The 17,114-nt window shown below is 42.5% G+C and carries 18 protein-coding genes; 16 read left to right on the forward strand and 2 right to left on the reverse strand.

The window, feature by feature from the left end:
• Positions 1–15: 15 nt before the first annotated feature.
• Positions 16–2,037: an excinuclease ABC subunit UvrB gene (gene uvrB, locus AAGR14_RS02500; RefSeq protein ID WP_342647021.1), complete on the reverse strand. Its 2,022-nt coding sequence runs from the start codon at positions 2,035–2,037 to the stop codon at positions 16–18.
• A 164-nt stretch (positions 2,038–2,201) separates the two neighbouring features.
• Between uvrB and upp the strand changes: the two genes are divergently transcribed.
• From upp to AAGR14_RS02520, 4 genes are all read left to right on the forward strand, one after another.
• Positions 2,202–2,846 (forward strand): uracil phosphoribosyltransferase, encoded by a 645-nt coding sequence (upp, locus tag AAGR14_RS02505; protein WP_342647022.1) that lies wholly within the window; start codon positions 2,202–2,204, stop codon positions 2,844–2,846.
• A gap of 60 nt (positions 2,847–2,906) precedes the next feature.
• Positions 2,907–3,602 carry a YjjG family noncanonical pyrimidine nucleotidase gene (locus tag AAGR14_RS02510; protein WP_342647023.1) on the forward strand — a complete coding sequence of 232 codons (696 nt, stop codon included), beginning with the start codon at positions 2,907–2,909 and terminating at the stop codon, positions 3,600–3,602.
• The gene (locus AAGR14_RS02515; protein ID WP_342647024.1) at positions 3,599–4,123 is read left to right on the forward strand and encodes a DinB family protein; all 525 of its coding nucleotides are present in this window, start codon (positions 3,599–3,601) and stop codon (positions 4,121–4,123) included. The genes AAGR14_RS02510 and AAGR14_RS02515 overlap by 4 nt, the downstream gene beginning before the upstream one ends.
• 245 nt (positions 4,124–4,368) lie before the next feature.
• Complete coding sequence (locus AAGR14_RS02520) at positions 4,369–5,217, forward strand: UDP-2,3-diacylglucosamine diphosphatase (RefSeq protein ID WP_342647025.1); 849 nt, start codon at positions 4,369–4,371, stop codon at positions 5,215–5,217.
• 17 nt (positions 5,218–5,234) lie between these two features.
• On the opposite strand, the gene AAGR14_RS02525 is transcribed toward AAGR14_RS02520, so the two are convergent.
• A complete protein-coding gene (locus AAGR14_RS02525; protein ID WP_342647026.1) occupies positions 5,235–5,981 on the reverse strand; it encodes a methyltransferase domain-containing protein in 747 nt (248 codons plus the stop codon).
• Positions 5,982–6,172: 191 nt separating this feature from the next.
• On the opposite strand from AAGR14_RS02525, the gene AAGR14_RS02530 reads away from it, so the two are divergent.
• The 12 genes from AAGR14_RS02530 to AAGR14_RS02585 all read left to right on the forward strand — a co-directional run bounded on the left by AAGR14_RS02530 (position 6,173) and on the right by AAGR14_RS02585 (position 17,075).
• Complete coding sequence (locus AAGR14_RS02530) at positions 6,173–7,177, forward strand: glycosyltransferase family protein (RefSeq protein WP_342647027.1); 1,005 nt, start codon at positions 6,173–6,175, stop codon at positions 7,175–7,177.
• Between the two features lie 39 nt (positions 7,178–7,216).
• Positions 7,217–8,203, forward strand: a complete 987-nt coding sequence (locus tag AAGR14_RS02535) for a DUF6427 family protein (protein ID WP_342647028.1) — start codon at positions 7,217–7,219, stop codon at positions 8,201–8,203.
• A gap of 45 nt (positions 8,204–8,248) precedes the next feature.
• Positions 8,249–8,941 carry a phosphoribosylformylglycinamidine synthase subunit PurQ gene (gene purQ, locus AAGR14_RS02540; protein ID WP_342647029.1) on the forward strand — a complete coding sequence of 231 codons (693 nt, stop codon included), beginning with the start codon at positions 8,249–8,251 and terminating at the stop codon, positions 8,939–8,941.
• Positions 8,942–9,685 (forward strand): type III pantothenate kinase, encoded by a 744-nt coding sequence (locus tag AAGR14_RS02545; RefSeq protein WP_342647030.1) that lies wholly within the window; start codon positions 8,942–8,944, stop codon positions 9,683–9,685. It abuts the gene before it with no gap.
• The gene (locus AAGR14_RS02550; RefSeq protein ID WP_342647031.1) at positions 9,678–10,997 is read left to right on the forward strand and encodes a hypothetical protein; all 1,320 of its coding nucleotides are present in this window, start codon (positions 9,678–9,680) and stop codon (positions 10,995–10,997) included. The genes AAGR14_RS02545 and AAGR14_RS02550 overlap by 8 nt, the downstream gene beginning before the upstream one ends.
• Positions 10,990–11,577: an LPS export ABC transporter periplasmic protein LptC gene (lptC, locus tag AAGR14_RS02555; RefSeq protein WP_342647032.1), complete on the forward strand. Its 588-nt coding sequence runs from the start codon at positions 10,990–10,992 to the stop codon at positions 11,575–11,577. The genes AAGR14_RS02550 and lptC overlap by 8 nt, the downstream gene beginning before the upstream one ends.
• Before the next feature lie 81 nt (positions 11,578–11,658).
• A complete protein-coding gene (locus tag AAGR14_RS02560) occupies positions 11,659–13,773 on the forward strand; it encodes a SurA N-terminal domain-containing protein (RefSeq protein ID WP_342647033.1) in 2,115 nt (704 codons plus the stop codon).
• Between the two features lie 67 nt (positions 13,774–13,840).
• Complete coding sequence (locus AAGR14_RS02565) at positions 13,841–14,356, forward strand: DUF2480 family protein (RefSeq protein WP_342647034.1); 516 nt, start codon at positions 13,841–13,843, stop codon at positions 14,354–14,356.
• A gap of 2 nt (positions 14,357–14,358) precedes the next feature.
• Positions 14,359–15,192, forward strand: coding sequence for a DUF3108 domain-containing protein (locus AAGR14_RS02570; RefSeq protein ID WP_342647035.1), 834 nt, complete (start codon positions 14,359–14,361; stop codon positions 15,190–15,192).
• A 6-nt stretch (positions 15,193–15,198) separates the two neighbouring features.
• The gene (locus AAGR14_RS02575) at positions 15,199–15,762 is read left to right on the forward strand and encodes a DUF3109 family protein (RefSeq protein ID WP_342647036.1); all 564 of its coding nucleotides are present in this window, start codon (positions 15,199–15,201) and stop codon (positions 15,760–15,762) included.
• Between the two features lie 62 nt (positions 15,763–15,824).
• Positions 15,825–16,694, forward strand: coding sequence for a glucose-1-phosphate thymidylyltransferase RfbA (gene rfbA, locus AAGR14_RS02580; protein WP_342647037.1), 870 nt, complete (start codon positions 15,825–15,827; stop codon positions 16,692–16,694).
• Between the two features lie 90 nt (positions 16,695–16,784).
• Positions 16,785–17,075, forward strand: coding sequence for a hypothetical protein (locus AAGR14_RS02585; protein ID WP_342647038.1), 291 nt, complete (start codon positions 16,785–16,787; stop codon positions 17,073–17,075).
• Positions 17,076–17,114 lie beyond the last annotated feature (39 nt).

Here is a 17,114-nt window from a genome sequence, read left to right on the forward strand (position 1 = left end):
AGGTCTTTATATAATTTATTTTTCGGCCAGCATTTTCTCTAGGGCAAACATTTCGTCGCGCAGCTTGGCAGCGGTTAAAAAGTCCATGTCTTTGGCTGCGGCCAACATATCCTTTTTCGTATTATCTATGGCTTTCTTCAAATCGCCCTTACTCATGTATTGTACAATCGGGTCGGCTGCAACACTAATTTCATCGCTTTCTACATAAGCGCGCTGCACGCCGCCTTTAAAGTCAACCACCGACGTTTGCTCAATGATGGCTTCTTTAGATTTACCAACGGTTTTAGGTATAATACCATGGTCGGCATTGTATGCTATCTGTTTTTCGCGGCGACGGGTAGTTTCATCAATAGTTACACGCATGCTTTCGGTAATAGTATCTGCATACATAATTACACGGCCGCGATCGTTACGCGCCGCCCGGCCAATGGTTTGGATCAATGAACGCTCCGAACGTAAGAATCCCTCTTTATCAGCATCCAAAATCGCTACTAATGATACTTCGGGTAAATCCAATCCTTCCCGTAGTAAGTTAATACCAATCAGCACGTCAAATTCGCCCAAACGTAGTCCGCGTAAAATTTCTACCCGCTCCAAGGTTTTTACCTCAGAGTGTATGTAACGGCATTTAATACCCAGGCGGTCCATATACTTGGCCAACTCCTCAGACATGCGTTTGGTTAAGGTAGTTACCAGTATGCGGTCGCCCATTTTGATGGTTTTATCAACCTCGTCAAGCAAGTCATCCACCTGGTTAATAATAGGGCGTATCTCAATCAGCGGGTCTAACAGGCCGGTAGGGCGTATTACTTGTTCAACCACTACACCGCCCGATTTTTCTAACTCAAAATCGCCGGGGGTAGCGCTTACATAAATAGTTTGTGGTGCCAAACGCTCAAATTCTTCAAAATTTAGCGGGCGATTATCCATTGCGGCAGGTAACCTGAAACCATAGTCTACTAACGATATTTTACGCGAACGGTCGCCACCATACATAGCCCGTACCTGCGGTACGGTTACATGGCTCTCGTCAATCACCATCAGATAATCATCCGGAAAATAATCCAACAAGCAGAAGGGGCGCATACCTGGCTTGCGGCCGTCAAAAAAGCGCGAATAATTCTCAATACCCGAACAATAACCCAGTTCGCGAATCATTTCCAGGTCGTAATTCACCCTTTCTTCCAGTCGCTTAGCTTCTAAAAAGCGTTTTTCGTCAATAAACTGCTGCTTACGCATTTCCAGTTCTTCTTGTATAGCCCAAATACTGCTGGTAAACCGGTCGCGCGGGGCAACGTATAATGTAGCCGGAAATAATACCATATTCGGCATTTTTTCCAGTGTTTTACCGGTTTGCGGGTCAAAACTGCTTAGCTCTTCAATATCATCGCCATAAAAAGAAATGCGGTAAGCATAGTCTAAGTAAGCTGGATAAATATCAACGGTATCACCTTTTACCCTGAAAGTACCGCGCTTAAACTCAACCGTAGTACGGGCATATAAAATTTCGACTAATCGGTGTAAAAAAGCATTACGGCTAATGCGGGTACCCACGGCAAACTTAAAGATGGAGTTGGTAAAATCCTCCGGGTTACCCATACCGTAGATGCAGGAGATGGACGAAACTACAATCACATCACGCCGTCCCGACATTAACGCCGATGTAGTGCGCAAACGCAGTTTTTCAATCTCGTCGTTAATCTGTAAATCCTTTTCTATATAGGTATTGGTAGTCGGTATAAAGGCTTCCGGCTGGTAATAATCGTAATATGATACAAAGTAGTTAACCGCATTGTCCGGAAAAAACTGCTTAAACTCACCGTAAAGCTGTGCAGCGAGTGTTTTGTTGTGACTTAAAATGAGCGTAGGACGTTGCGTTTGCTCAATAATATTGGCAACGGTAAAAGTTTTACCCGAACCGGTAACGCCAAGTAAAGTCTGGTATTGTTCGCCACCGTTAACGCCTTCAACCAGTTGCCTGATAGCTTCGGGCTGATCGCCGGATGGAATATATTGCGAATTAATTTTAAAATCCATTAGTATAAAGATACGAATATTTTTAGCAAAGCTATTTCCTTAACGGTTATCAAAACGGTTTGATATGTCGACCTTAAGTAAAAAATATTTGCCTGGTAACTAACATTTATGAAGTATAAATGGTTTATTCATCCGGTACTCAAACCTCATAATTAGTTTGCCTTATGCTTTTTGTTTTAAACAACATTAATACCATCTGTAATCAGTTTTTAACCGAGCTTAGGGATGCCGATCAGCAGCAGGACCGTATGCGCTTTCGGCGCAACCAGGAACGTATTGGCGAAATACTGGCTTACGAGATAAGTAAAGAGTTAAGATATAAAGCAGTTGAGGTACAAACACCCTTGGGTACAGCCCAGGTAAACATACCAGATGAACAGCCGGTTTTGGGCACTATTTTGCGTGCCGGTTTGCCCTTGCATCAGGGTTTTTTAAACGTATTTGACCAGGCTGCATCCACGTTTATTACCGCCCATCGTAAAACCAGAAAAACGGGTGAGTTTACTATACAGATTGAGCATATATCAACTGCCGACTTGGACGGTAAAACTTTTATTTTATGCGACACCATGTTGGCTACAGGACAAAGTGTGGTGCAGGTTTGCAAAGAACTGATGGGGCAGTACAATCTAACCGCCCTGCATATTGCAGCGGTAATTGCCAGTGCCGAAGGTGTTGAGCATGTGCGTGCACATTTACCCATGGCACATTTATGGATAGGCGCTATTGATGAAGAAATGACTACGAAATCTTACATCGTGCCAGGGCTGGGTGATGCCGGCGATCTGGCTTATGGCGAAAAGGTTTAGCTTTTTTATAATTTTATTGTTAGCCGGTACATCAGCATATTTGCACATTGTTAGATCATCATGAAACGATATACTCACCTCTTTTTTGATCTGGATCATACCATTTGGGATTTTGACCGGAATGCAGAGGAAACCTTGCAAGAGCTTTTTGTTTTACACAATTTAGAAGCGCTCGGGCTAAAGTCAGCCACCGAGTTTATTACTACTTATACCCATAACAATCATGCCTTATGGGCCGATTATCATTTAGGCAAAATTGATAAAGAAACGCTGCGCCAAACCCGTTTCCGTAAAACATTTACTGATTTGGGGCTACATCCGGATGTGGTTCCGGTTGAGTTTGAGGATGCTTACGTTGAACTATGCCCAACTAAAACCAACTTGTTTCCGCATGCTCATGAAACCTTGTCCTATTTGCAGCAAAAGTATAGTCTGCATTTAATTACCAACGGTTTTAAGGAGGCTACCCGGCGCAAAGTGAGCGGTACCGGTTTGGAAAAATATTTTACCAATATTATTATCTCCGAACTGGTGGGAGTAAACAAGCCGGATAAAGCAATATTTAAGCATGCCCTGGAATTGGCGGGTGCTAAAAAAGAAGAAAGCATCATGATAGGCGACAGCCTGGAAGCCGATGTTTACGGCGCATTGAATTTTGGTATGGATGCCATTTATTTTAACCCGCTTAAAGTGCCCAAACCGGAAGATGTACCGGTACAAATTCATAGTTTAGACGAGCTAACCCAATTGTTATGAGCGTAGCTACCGAGCACAAGGCTATTAATGATGCGCTGGATGATTACCGGCAGCAGTTAGATGAGATTCCTGATGAACAATTTGCCGAAACACCTCCCATAGGTGGCTGGAGCTATGCCGAGGTTTATTCGCACATTATGCAGGCCAGTTTGGGCTCATCCATTGCTGCCGAAAAATGCTGCCGTAAAACGGGCGTTGCCACCGGTAAAGGTTTAAATTGGCATGGCCGGTTAGTTTTTTTATTAGATCGTTTTCCGCCGGGTAAGCACCAGGCTCCACCTGCAGTGGCCAGCCTCACCAAAAAAATAACTAAAGAAGATGCCCGCAATCTGATCGTAAAAGTGCGTAAGCGTATGGATGAAGTATCGTCACTGGCGCTGCATGATGCTGGTAGCTGTAAAATCAGCCATCCTGGTTTAGGCATGCTTACTGCGGCGCAATGGATTAAATTTTTGCGCATCCACCTGCAACACCATTTAAAACAGCTGGACAGGATAAAAAAAAGTTTTCCACATCGGTAGCTATTCAAGATTTAATAGAGTCTTAACGTTAAAATAATTTTTTAACCTGACTTTTATCTTGTTGTTATGAATATCGAGTTCACTTACTTGGTTGTTATAGGTTTGCTGCTGTTGCTGGCTGCTTTTTATTTTAGCCCTTATGAGCTAAGTGTAAAAGAAGACGACGACGATGAGTAGGAGCTAACTGGTTTTAATACCACAGCAGCACCATTTACCGTAATAACGCTATACGTTAAAAAACCGTAATGGCTAAACGCGATATTGATATTGTTGTTATCTCCGATGTGCACTTAGGCACTTATGGCTGCCACGCCAACGAATTGCTTACTTACCTCAAAAGCATCCGCCCCAAGCAGGTTATTTTAAACGGAGATATTATTGACATTTGGCAATTTAGCAAATCGTACTGGCCCGAGTCGCATATGAAGGTGGTGCGCCGCCTGCTCAAATTTGTAACTGAGGGTATTCCGGTGTATTATCTTACTGGTAACCACGACGAGATGCTGCGTAAGTTTGCTGATTTTAACCTCGGCCGGTTTCAACTGCTTAACAAATTACTGTTAAACGTAGATGGTAAAAAAGCTTGGATCTTTCATGGTGATGTTTTTGATGTAACTATGCAGCACTCCAAATGGCTGGCCAAATTGGGTGCTGTAGGCTACGATTCCCTTATCATCATCAACAGTATGGTAAACTGGTGCTTAACTGCCTTGGGTCGTCAAAAAATGAGTTTTTCGCAAAAAATAAAAGGCAGGGTTAAAGAGGCGGTAAAGTTTATTAATCATTTTGAGCAAACTGCTGCCGACTTGGCGGTTGATAAACGTTATGATTATGTGATATGCGGCCACATCCACCATGCCGAAATCAGGCAGATTAAAGCCACCGATCAGCCAGGGTCCGTGCTTTATTTAAATTCCGGTGACTGGGTAGAAAGTTTAACTTCGTTAGAATATAGTCAGGGCGAATGGCGTGTATACAAATATAACCCTGCTGATTTTAGCAATGACACCGAAGACGAAGAAAAAGCCGAAGATTTAAATGCCAGCTTAGATGTTAAAGTGTTACTGGAAAAATTTAAGATGGAAGGCCATTGATAACCTGGTGCAGTGAGCTATTTTATAGCTTTTAACACTATGTAAGGCGATAAAGCCTTGCTCTCGATAGGCACCGCTTTGGTAAAAACCTTGCCAGCCAGCCAGAGTGCTTTTAAAAAAGATTTAGTGACACCGCTTTGCTGTTTCATGTTTTCGAGCCAGATAGAAAAGTGACCGTAATAAGAAGCCTCCACTTTTTGCAAGCCTAAGTCGTAGCAGTAATCGGCCAGTTTGCTCGGATTCATGCTGCTGATGTTATGCTTGTTGTAGTTATCCATGTCGTAGCGGCGCTGTACCCAGCCATTTACACCGGTAAAATTAGGCAGCGTAATAAACAAAGTGCCGCCGGGTTTTAAAAATTGTAGGTGCCGGCTGATGATATCTTTGGTATCATTAAAATGCTCAATCAGTCCGCATGATAATACCAGGTCATATTGCTGTTGCGGCTGGTAATTAAACAAGTCGCCCTCAATCACTTTAATATCCTGTTCTTTTAAATTATTGGCTGTTAGTACCTGTTTCAGTACTGGCTGATGAACATAAAAATCGAACAAGGTGGTATCGAGCCCAAAATAGTTCTTTAAAAAGATAGCATAATAACCCGGAAATCCACCTAACTCAATAGCCGACCCGATGGACTCATTAGCCAATAGCTGTTCAAATAATTTATGGAAAGTATAGTTGGCCGGAACCTTAAAGGCTAAGCCTGTTTTTGATTCCCAATAATTTGCCCAAAATTTACGGTCGGTGAGTTCGTTGCTCATTTAAGATGCAAATAAAATAAAATTAAGTGAGTGTAAGGGGCACAAATGTTTGGATAACGCAGGCATTAGACAGGTAGGAGAACTCTTAACTGCCTTTTATTCATGCCAATAACATAGAGTTAATAATTATTTATAAAAAGTTTAAAAACGCATTAACTTAAAAGCCGTTTATATTTGCAAGCTAGCCTACCATGAAAATACTTTTTGGCATACAAGGAACCGGTAACGGGCACATTAGCCGTGCCCGCGAGATTGTGCCGTTGCTGCAGCAATACGGCGATGTTGATTTGCTGATTAGCGGTACCGAGGCCGAAGTGGGATTATCGCAACCGTTGAAGTATAAGTTTCATGGCTTTAGCTTTGTTTTTGGCCGCAGGGGAGGGGTGGACAAATGGTCAACGTTTAAGCGGATGAACCTGTGGCAGCTTTGGCGTGATGCGCGTACCCTGCCGTTGAAGCAATATGATTTAATTATAAATGATTTTGAACCGGTTAGTGCCTGGGCCTGTAAACTGCAGCATATGCCTTCGGTTTCATTAAGTCATCAGTGCTCTTTTATATCGCCTCATACACCTCGCCCTGCACGCTGGAATTATGCGGAGTGGCTATTTAAATATTATTCGCCTACTACTCATCACATTGGTTTTCATTTTGACCGGTATGATGATTTTATACATACCCCTGTAATTAGAAGCGAAATACGCCGGATGGAAATCAGCAATAAAGGTCATTACGCGGTTTATTTGCCGGCTTATGATGACAAAACGCTGGTAAAGCATCTAAGTAAAATAAATAGTGTAGAGTGGCATATATTTTCTAAACGGCAAAAAGCACCTTTTAAACAGGGCAATGTACATGTATGCCCGGTTGATAATGCCAAGTTTAATGAGAGTTTGGCCAGTTGCGAGGGTTTACTAACCGGTGGTGGTTTTGAAGGCCCGGCCGAAGCATTATTTTTGCAAAAAAAGGTAATGATGGTGCCCATGACGGGGCAGTACGAGCAACGTTGTAATGCTTTAGCAGCGTCACGTTTAGGAGTACCTGTTATTACCGGTATCAATGCTGTCAATGTTCCTTTAATCAGTCATTGGGTAGAAAGTAACAACCGGGTGCAGGTAAACTTTCCCGACGAAACTGCACAGATTGTTGACAGGATGGTAAAGCAATACGCCCGCCCGCAAGCTGTGTTAGCTTAACACAATTTTTGGTAATATTGCCGGCAGAATTGAGCCAGCATGATAGACATCTTTCGTAGATATAATCCACTTAATATTTTATGGCTCGTTGTGCTGCTTTTTATTATGCGCGGCGGCTATATGCTGTTTGCTCCGGCATCGGTACCCCTGCAGTTAGCCGAGCCTTTTGCACTTTCGTTACTGCCTATACATTTTATTAACAACATATCCGGAGCGTTCAGTGTGTTTTTAGCTGCTTTAGTTGTGCTTGCCCAGGCAGTTGCGCTTAATTACCTTATTAACGTTCATAATTTGTTAGGGCGCCCAAGCTTTTTACCCGGCTTGTTATATGTGGTGATGTCGGGGCTGTTTACACCATTTTTAGTATTGAGCGCACCCTTGCTTTGTAATTTCTTTATCATCTGGATGCTTTTTAAGTTTCTGGACCTCTATAAAACTGAAGAATCTAAATCTCTGGCTTTTGATTTGGGTATGCTGGCCGCAGCCGGGTCATTAGTTTATTTCCCGTGTACTTACCTGATGGTGATTGTGTGGGCAGCTCTTGTCATTTTTCGTCCGTTTGACTGGCGAGAATGGGCTGCCAGCCTGATTGGTTATATCACCATTTACTTTTTTGTAGGCGTAGCCTATTATTTAACGGACCGTTTGCCGGGTTTTACCCATATCTGGTTTCCGTTAGGCGCAAAATTTAATATGCCCGAGGTGCTGGACAAATATGATTTTTTAGCGCTGATACCAGTAATGGCAATCTTGATTTTGGGTACCTTTAAATTGCAGGAAAACTTTTTTAAAAGTTATGTACTTATCCGCAAAGCTTTCCAGCTATTGTTTTTTATAGTACTGGTTGGAGCGGCCTCTTACTATGTGCGCCCCGAGTTTGGATTAAGCCATTTTTTAATTACTGTGGTGCCTGTAGCCCTGTTTTCGGCCTATTATTTTTTATACGCCGGTATGCGCTGGATGTACGAGAGCCTGTTTTTTTTGCTGTTAGCCAGTATAATTTACTTCCAGTTTAACACTTTTTAACTTTTACATTCGTTCATGTTCAAGCGGTTATATTAGCTTTGTAGCATGAAATTTGGTGTAGTTATATTCCCCGGTTCCAATTGCGACGAAGATATCATCTACGTTCTCGAAACAATAATGGGTCAGCAGGTAGTGCGTTTGTGGCACAAAGATCACAATTTGCAGGGTGTTGATGTGGTAATTCTGCCTGGAGGGTTTTCTTTTGGCGACTATTTGCGTTCGGGTGCCATTGCCCGCTTTTCACCTATCATGCAAGAGGTTATTCAGTTTGCCGGTAAAGGTGGTTATGTAATGGGTATTTGTAACGGTTTCCAGATACTGGCCGAAGCCGGGCTGGTACCCGGTGCTTTATTGCATAACAAAAACCGCAAGTTTATTTGCCGTAACACTTTCCTGGTGCCTCAAACCAAAAATTCGCTGCTTACTTCGCAAATTGATGAACAAAAGGTGTTGAAAATTCCTATTGCTCATGGCGAGGGTAACTACTATGCCGATGCAGACCTGCTGAAAAGCCTGAATGATAATGATCAGATTTTATTCCGTTACAGCGACGAAGCAGGTAACATCACCAACGAAGCTAATCCTAACGGCTCGATTGAAAACATTGCCGGCGTTTGTAACATCAAACGCAATGTTTTTGCCCTGATGCCTCATCCGGAAAGGGCCGCCGATACTTTACTGGCTAACGAAGATGGTTTGGCTATTTTCGAATCTATATTGAACATGGCTAAAGCCTAAATGGCTCAACTGGTTATTGATATTGGCAATACGCTTATCAAAGCTGCAATTTTTGACGGCCAGGAACTTATTGATGTACAATACTACCACCAGGTAACGCATGTTGAGTTACAAGTACTGCTGAGTAGATACCCTGTTGCAAATGCTATTATATCAACGGTTAGAGGCAGTACTGAAGCGTGGTTTGGTATTTTAGAGCAGCAGGTAAAGGTGTTGTACTTCAACCGTAGCATGGCACAAGATATTCAAAACCATTATGGTACACCGCAAACTTTAGGTTTAGACAGGCTGGCGGCAGTTTTAGGAGCAAGGCGTCTTTTTCCGGCTGATGATAACCTGGTGATAGATGCCGGCACTTGTATAACTTATGACGGAGTTGATGCCGGCGCAAATTATTACGGCGGGAGCATATCGCCTGGGCTTAATATGCGTTATAAAGCTTTGCAACACTACACTGCCGTATTACCGCTGGTTGAGGCCGATCCGGGTTTTACCGATTACTATGGTAATAACACGGTTAATGCCATACGCTCGGGTGTGCAAAACGGATTATTGTACGAGGTAGAAGGTTTTATACGAAGCTACAAACAGCAGGCCCGGCACCTGAATATCATACTCACCGGCGGCGACAGTGTTTTTTTGGATACTGTGCTGAAAAATAGCATCTTTGCCGGCTATATAAAATTGGAACCTTACCTGGTTCTTAAAGGATTAAATGCAGCTATACAAGAGCGTAATGATTAAATATATAAGATCGGGTTTTACTTTTTTACTCACTATTGTTGCCGGCGCGGTTATGGCGCAGTCAACAGCCACCAACAGTTCTCCGTACTCGCAGTTTGGTTTAGGTACGTTAAATGATGCATTGTTGCCTCAAACCCGTGCCATGGGCGGTATTTCTACAGCCATTAACCGTATTAGCGGCTACAACACCATAAATATACTCAACCCTGCATCTTACAGCTTTATTGGCCTTACTACTATTGATATTGGTGTGTATGGCAACATATCAACCCTTAAGCAAAATACTGTAACCGGGCAAACTAACGCTAACTTCAGGCTAAGTCATTTTAATTTTGCCGCTCCTGTAACCAGGCATTCAGCTTTAAGCTTTGGTTTGGTACCTTATTCTGAATTGGGTTATAATTACCGCCAAAGCCAGTCTAATTTCGGTACCGGTGCACCGGCTGATACCAGCGCTGTCAATTATATTTACAACGGCGACGGTGGCTTATCAAAAGCATATGCCGGTTACGGTTTCAATATTGGCCGTATCATATCTTTTGGTGGTAACGTGTCATACATCTTTGGTAATCTGCGTAAATTTCGCTCTACCGAGATCCCAAGTTTGTTTGGTACGCTTAATTCGCGCACGGAGCGCAGTAACAGCGTGGGCGGTTTAAGCTACGATTTTGGTACCCAGGTTAACATTGATTTCAGCGAAACCCGTCACTTGGTGTTAGGCTATTCGGGCTCGGCAAGTACTAATTTAAACACCCGTATTACCAACGTGGTAAGCCAGTACCGTACTACTACCGACGGTACCGAGTCGAGCGCTATAGATACAATCTCTAACCAACTCATTAGTAACGGAAAAATTAAATTGCCGCTTATTCACCATTTTGGTATCTCGTATCAAAAAGACGGTAAGTATTTAATTGGTGCCGATTACAGTCGTGGTAACTGGTCGTCGTTAACTATTGGCGGTGTAAACCAGGGATTGCAAAACACACAAAGCTTTAACTTGGGCGGTCAGTTTACGCCTAACAGCAATGCGCTAAAAAATTACTTTGCGTTAATTGATTATCGCTTTGGTGTTCGTTACGAAAAAACTTATATCAACATCAGCAATACCAATATTGATGTAAAAGCAGTAAGCCTCGGTTTTGGATTGCCGTTGCATAGTAATAATACTGCATTTTACAAAATTAACCTGGCTGGCGAATATGGTGAACGCGGAACATTGCAAAATAATTTAATTAGAGAAAACTTTTTTACCATCCACGTAGGCTTTACCCTGAATGATAGGTGGTTTACCCGGTACCGCTTTGACTAAGTTATTAAAACATATACAAAATATAAAGTACCGGCTGGCCCTTGTGGCCGGCCTGTTGCTTTTTAGTGCCTGCGAAAACAGCCTGAAGGATATTCAGAAAATTTCGGCTCAGGAGGTAAGTAAGCCCATCAGTACCACTACAGGCCTTGATGTTACCTACAGCGACTCTGCTAAAGTGCAATTTCGCCTAACCGCACCCCTGCTACTCGACTATATTGATAAAAAGTTTAAGGAGATGCCCAAAGGGTTAAAAATCATCAAATATGAAACTACGCCTAAAGGAGTAGTGCAAACTGCACAGATTACGGCCGATTACGGCATTATGCGCGAAGGTGATAAGCTTATTGAGTTGCGCCGCAATGTGGTTGCAACTAATCAAAAAGGAGATGTTTTTAAATCAGAAGAACTGTTTTGGGACCAGGGTAAGCGCCAAATCTATTCCAATAAACTTGTACAGTTAAGCTCCTCAAATGGCACAAATCTGTACGGCACGGGTGCCAGTACAAACGAAAGTATGTATCCCTGGATTATTAAAAATACTACAGGGCAAATTCCAGTAAATCAAAACTTTGGGCAGTAAATTTTGTTTCGCAAAATTTTACAGAAAGTTGTATCTTGCGCCCTCTTTTAAACGAAGTAAGAATTATTTTTTTTTGGTTATATGGGTATAATGAGTTTTTTGCGCGAACGGATGGGTACAATCCTGGTTGTAATCATTGGTGTGGCGCTTTTTGCATTTATTGCAGGTGAGGTAATCACCTATGGTCGTTCATTTATGAACGGTGATGCAAACACGTTGGGTGAAGTTGCGGGCGAAAAAGTAGCTTACACAGGCTATTTGGACCGGGTTAAACAAAGCACCGAGATGTTTATGCAACAATCTGGGCAAACCAGTTTAACGCCACAAATTACAGAGTACGTTCAGGAAAATGCGTGGAATCAGACGTTGAGCGAAATTATCCTGAAAAAAGAAATGGACAAAGTAGGTGTTGCTGTTGGCGACGACGAAGTAAAGTCAATGATTAGCGGCCCGAATCCTGATCCGCAAATTGTTCAGTCATTCGGCGATCCTAAAACCGGTCAGTTAGACCGTAACCGCTTAAACGCATTTTTGCGCGAATTGCAAAACGCTAAAAGCAATGACCCCCGTTTAGAGCAATGGGCTGGCTTTATGGGTCCAAAAATTCAAAGTCGCCGTATCGAAAAGTATATTGCTTTAGTACACAACGGTCTTTATGTAAACTCGCTGGAGGCACAAGATGCTTACCAGGCCAAAAATAAACTGGCTAAGTTTGATTATGTGGAGTTACCTTACAGCTCTATTGCTGACAACAAGATTACTTTAACTAATGATGACTATCAGAAATACTACGACGAGCACAAATCGCTGTTTAAAAACCCATCAGAGGTAAGAAGCTTTCAGTATGTAAGCATCAACGCAGCGCCGTCAAAAGAAGACTCTGTTGCAATCAAAGACCAGGTGAATAAACTGGCTGCTGATTTTAAAGCCAGCACAAACGACTCATTGTTCGTTCAAATCAACTCAGAAAGCAAAGCACCTTTGGTTTATCAGCGTAAAGGGCAGTTAGATCCCCAATTGGATTCAGTCATGTTTAACGCCGCTCCCGGTTTTGTTTATGGTCCGTTTGTATCAGGTAACAGTGTTAAAATTGCAAAGCTGGTTGATAGCCGCGTTGGTCCCGATTCTGTTTCTGCACGTCACATCCTGATAAATCCTGCAACAGCCGGTGGTGTAGATAAAGCATTAGCTAAAGCCGATTCTATTAAAAAATTAATTATTGCCGGTCGCCCATTTGCCGAGTTTGCCAAAAACTTTTCAGAAGATAAAGGTTCTGCCGAAAAAGGTGGCGACTTAGGTACTTTTGGTCGTGGCGCTATGCTGCCAGTATTTGAAGAAGCTGCATTTAACGGTAAGGCTGGTGATTATAAAATTGTAACCTCACAATACGGCGTTCACTTAATTAACATCCTGAGCCAAAAAGGTGCATCAAAGGTGGTTAAGGTGGCCGTAGTTGATAAGCCATTGCAAGCCAGCAACAAAACGCAGTCGGCTGCTTACGCTAAAGCTCAGGCGTTTTTAGGTGATCTGTCTGGCGATAACTTTGCCGAGCAGGCTAAAAAGGCAGGTTTAACTGTAAAAAATGCTGCCGATGTAAACGGTACCGCTTCTGCATTGCCAGGTTTGGATAATGCCCGCGAACTGGTTAAATGGGCTTTCAACAAAGCAGATAAAGGCGACGTGGTTGATCAGGTTTATACCCTGGGCGATCAGTATGTAGTAGCACGTTTAACTCAAATTAAAAAAGCCGGTACTTTATCGGTAGACGACGTAAAAGATCAGATTAAGCCTGAAGTGTTAATGATGGTTAAAGGCAAGCAACTGTCTGAAAAGCTGCAGTCGGCTCTTAACGGTGCTTCTACCTTGCAGCAAGTGGCTCAAAAAGCCGGCGGCAAAGTTGTGCCTGCCGAAAACATTGTATTTGCTAATCCGGTAATTCCTGGTTTATCTTTAGAATATAAAGTAATAGGTACGGTATTTGGTTTGCAGCCCAAAAAGCTTTCAAAGCCTGTTGAAGGTGCCAACGGTGTTTATGTGGTATCTCCGGAAAGCTTCATTAACCCTGCTGCGTTAACTAATACCGTTCGCGAAAAGCAGCAATTAAGCCAGAGCATGATGCAGCAAGTTGATAACCGCTTGTTTGATGCCCTGAAAGATAAGGCCAATGTAAAAGATTACCGCTATAAATTCTTGTAATCAAATTTAAAGTAACTTTATATCCGGAAGTAGTTTAACTATTTCCGGATTTTTTATTTTAAGAAATATGGATATTCAGGAAAATATCATCAATAAAGTAGCTCAAAGTGGTTTGGTAACGCTCGACCCGGCGAGCTATTATCCCAAAGGCGAACGCGTGATTTACGATATAAAAGACAATCTTTATATGGGGCTCATATTACGCGAAAAAGATTTTCGCGAATTTGTGAAAGGTCATGATTGGGCACAATATACCGGTAAAAATGTGGGCGTTACTTGTACTGCTGATGCCATTGTACCAGCCTGGGCTTACATGCTGTTAGCAAATCGTTTGGCGCCTTACGCCCGCGAAGTTGTTTTTGGCAACGAAGAAGTACTGGAAACTGTTTTGTTTGAAAAGGAACTGGCTAAAGCAGATTTTGAACAATATCGCGATCAGCGTATTGTGTTAAAAGGTTGCGGCGATATCGAAGTGCCCACATCGGCCTATGTAGAATTAACCAAGCGCCTTACTCCAGTAGCCAAAAGTTTAATGTTTGGCGAACCTTGTTCAACCGTGCCTATTTATAAACGTAAAGATTAATAATGACTGCAGGTTTCCAACAGTTAGGTGCTGCGTTGTGCTGGTGCAAATTGTACATAGGCAATTATGCCATGTTATGTTTTGCTGCCATACTGTTGGCAAACTGTGCAAACGCACAAGAGCCTGTTAAACTGGCTGAATCTACCTTTAAAGCAGGCGAAGAGTTAAATTACAGGCTTAAGTATGGTTGGTTTACCGGTGCTGAAGCTCATCTGCGTGTTGCTGATACCGATACTAAATTTGAAGGCAAGCCCGCTTGGCATATTATTGCCGATGGCAATACCGCCGGCACGTTTGATGTGTTTTATAAGGTACGTAACCGTTACGAGAGCTTTATTGACCGTAACACGCTGCTGCCTTACCTGTATACCGAAGACAGGCATGAGGCCAAGTATAAACACAAAGACCACGTGGTTTTTGACCATCAAACCGGAAAGATAACTGCCAACAGCGGTGTATATCCGTTTAGTGGTAAAGTGTTTGATTTTCCGTCGGCGTATTATTTTGCCCGATGCCTTGATGTTTCTAAATTAAAAATAGGCGAAAAATTTGACCTGCGTTATTTCTTAGATGATGCAGTGCAAACATTAACCATTACCTATTTGGGTAAAGATCAGGTAGATTGCCCGCTGGGCACTTTTAATTGTTTAAAGTTTAATCCAACTATAATACCCGGAAAAATCTTCCGGAAAAACAGTAAACTATACCTTTGGGTAACTGATGATAGTAACCGTATACCGGTTAAAGCACATGTTGAACTGGTAGTGGGCAGCGTTACTATGGAGCTGACCAATGCCAAAGGTTTAAAATACCCATTAAACCCTATTAAGAAATAAAATAAGATGATTGAAGTTGGTAGTACCTTGGTGCACGAAGATGTAGTGACCGAGCACTTTGTATGTAATTTAAATAAGTGCAAAGGTGCTTGCTGTTTAGAGGGCGACTCGGGTGCCCCGCTTGAGGCTGGTGAGCTGGATATATTAAGAGCGATATACCCTAAAGTAAAGCCGTATATGACGGCAAAAGGTATAGCTACTGTAGAGGCCGAGGGTACACACGTAACCGATTTTGAGGGCGACTATACCACACCTTGTGTTGATACCAATAAAGAGTGTGCTTATGTAACTTGGGAAAACGGTATTACTAAATGTGCGATAGAAAAGGCTTGGGAAGCCGGCGATATCAGCTGGCGTAAACCTATATCCTGCCATTTATATCCTATCCGGATAACTAATTACCCTGAGTTTGATGTACTGCACTATGACCGGTGGAATATTTGCAGTCCGGCTTGTGGCTTTGGCAGTGAGCTTAAGGTACGGGTGCACGAGTTTTTAAAAGAACCTCTTATCCGTAAATATGGTGCGGAGTGGTATCAGGAGCTGGAAGAAAGATTAGCAGACGCATAATGTCTGTGGGTTGTTAAAAGCTTTTTCTATATTAGGCCAATAATCACTTTAAAAAATATATTGTGAAAGGAATAATACTTGCCGGCGGTTCCGGAACCCGGCTGCACCCTTTAACCTTAGCAGTTAGCAAGCAATTAATGCCGGTTTATGATAAACCGATGATTTACTATCCGTTATCAGTACTTATGCTGGCGGGTATTAAAGAAATCCTGATTATATCTACCCCGCATGATATGCCGCAGTTTCAAAAACTGCTGGGAGACGGCTCAAGGTTAGGTTGCAGGTTTGAGTATGCGGTACAACCAGAGCCCAATGGTTTGGCGCAGGCTTTTGTAATAGGTGCTGACTTTATTGGCACAGACAAAGTAGCGCTTATATTAGGCGACAATATATTTTACGGCGACGGGCTGTCGCATTTACTACAGCATAGTAGTGATCCTGACGGTGGTATGGTGTTTGCCTACCAGGTTGCCGACCCTGAGCGTTATGGTGTAGTTGAATTTGATGAGCATCAGCATGTACTTTCGCTGGAAGAGAAGCCGTCCGAACCTAAGTCAGACTATGCAGTTCCGGGTTTATATTTCTATGATAATGATGTGGTGGAGATTGCCAAGAACATTGAGCCCTCGCCCCGCGGCGAGTATGAAATTACCGATGTAAACAAAGAATACTTGAAGCGCGGTAAACTTAAAGTGGCTATATTAAGCCGTGGCACTGCCTGGCTGGATACCGGCACTTTTGCTTCCCTTATGCAAGCCGGTCAGTTTGTACAGGTAATTGAAGAGCGCCAGGGCATTAAAATTGCCTGTATCGAAGAAATTGCCTACCGAATGAATTTTATAAGCGCTGAGCAGCTGGCCGAAATTGCAGCACCACTTACTAAGAGTGGGTACGGTCAGTTTTTACTTAAATTACTGAAACAAAAAAGATAATAACCCCATTGATATAATTGCTAAAAAAGTCATCTCTTTGCATAAAGAGGTGACTTTTTAGTATAAACACTTAGCAGGCGTCTTAAAACGATGAATACTCAAACTAATTTTAATAAAAATATTGAAGCCATCTTAAAAGGTGAGCAAACAGAACTACAATTGCCTGATTTGGATACTTTAGTTGCTATTGAGCCTGCCTTAACGCTACGAGATGCCGTTAGACAGGCTTTTCATGATTATGGTATTGATATAGAGTTTAGTGGAAAGGGCACGCATGAGCGTGGCGTTGTTATTGACCTTGACAGCAACTTTTTACAGCAAAAGGGATTAGACTCATTGGTTTTGCATTTCGGGCAAACCGTAGTAAGAGTAAAAGCCTGAATCGGCTAACGAAACAGGCTTTATGCAATAAATATTTTA

The sequence above is a fragment of the Mucilaginibacter sp. CSA2-8R genome, from assembly GCF_038806765.1.
GTDB lineage: Bacteria > Bacteroidota > Bacteroidia > Sphingobacteriales > Sphingobacteriaceae > Mucilaginibacter.

Coding starts and splice junctions, on each gene's coding strand:
- uvrB (WP_342647021.1), bottom strand. CDS start 2,037: ATGGATTTTAAAATTAATTCGCAATATATTCCATCCGGCGATCAGCCC.
- AAGR14_RS02520 (WP_342647025.1), top strand. CDS start 4,369: ATGGCTAAACGCGATATTGATATTGTTGTTATCTCCGATGTGCACTTA.
- AAGR14_RS02550 (WP_342647031.1), top strand. CDS start 9,678: ATGATTAAATATATAAGATCGGGTTTTACTTTTTTACTCACTATTGTT.
- AAGR14_RS02560 (WP_342647033.1), top strand. CDS start 11,659: ATGGGTATAATGAGTTTTTTGCGCGAACGGATGGGTACAATCCTGGTT.
- AAGR14_RS02535 (WP_342647028.1), top strand. CDS start 7,217: ATGATAGACATCTTTCGTAGATATAATCCACTTAATATTTTATGGCTC.
- upp (WP_342647022.1), top strand. CDS start 2,202: ATGCTTTTTGTTTTAAACAACATTAATACCATCTGTAATCAGTTTTTA.
- AAGR14_RS02575 (WP_342647036.1), top strand. CDS start 15,199: ATGATTGAAGTTGGTAGTACCTTGGTGCACGAAGATGTAGTGACCGAG.
- AAGR14_RS02530 (WP_342647027.1), top strand. CDS start 6,173: ATGAAAATACTTTTTGGCATACAAGGAACCGGTAACGGGCACATTAGC.
- AAGR14_RS02545 (WP_342647030.1), top strand. CDS start 8,942: ATGGCTCAACTGGTTATTGATATTGGCAATACGCTTATCAAAGCTGCA.
- AAGR14_RS02510 (WP_342647023.1), top strand. CDS start 2,907: ATGAAACGATATACTCACCTCTTTTTTGATCTGGATCATACCATTTGG.
- AAGR14_RS02570 (WP_342647035.1), top strand. CDS start 14,359: ATGACTGCAGGTTTCCAACAGTTAGGTGCTGCGTTGTGCTGGTGCAAA.
- AAGR14_RS02525 (WP_342647026.1), bottom strand. CDS start 5,981: ATGAGCAACGAACTCACCGACCGTAAATTTTGGGCAAATTATTGGGAA.
- purQ (WP_342647029.1), top strand. CDS start 8,249: ATGAAATTTGGTGTAGTTATATTCCCCGGTTCCAATTGCGACGAAGAT.
- AAGR14_RS02565 (WP_342647034.1), top strand. CDS start 13,841: ATGGATATTCAGGAAAATATCATCAATAAAGTAGCTCAAAGTGGTTTG.
- AAGR14_RS02515 (WP_342647024.1), top strand. CDS start 3,599: ATGAGCGTAGCTACCGAGCACAAGGCTATTAATGATGCGCTGGATGAT.
- AAGR14_RS02585 (WP_342647038.1), top strand. CDS start 16,785: ATGAATACTCAAACTAATTTTAATAAAAATATTGAAGCCATCTTAAAA.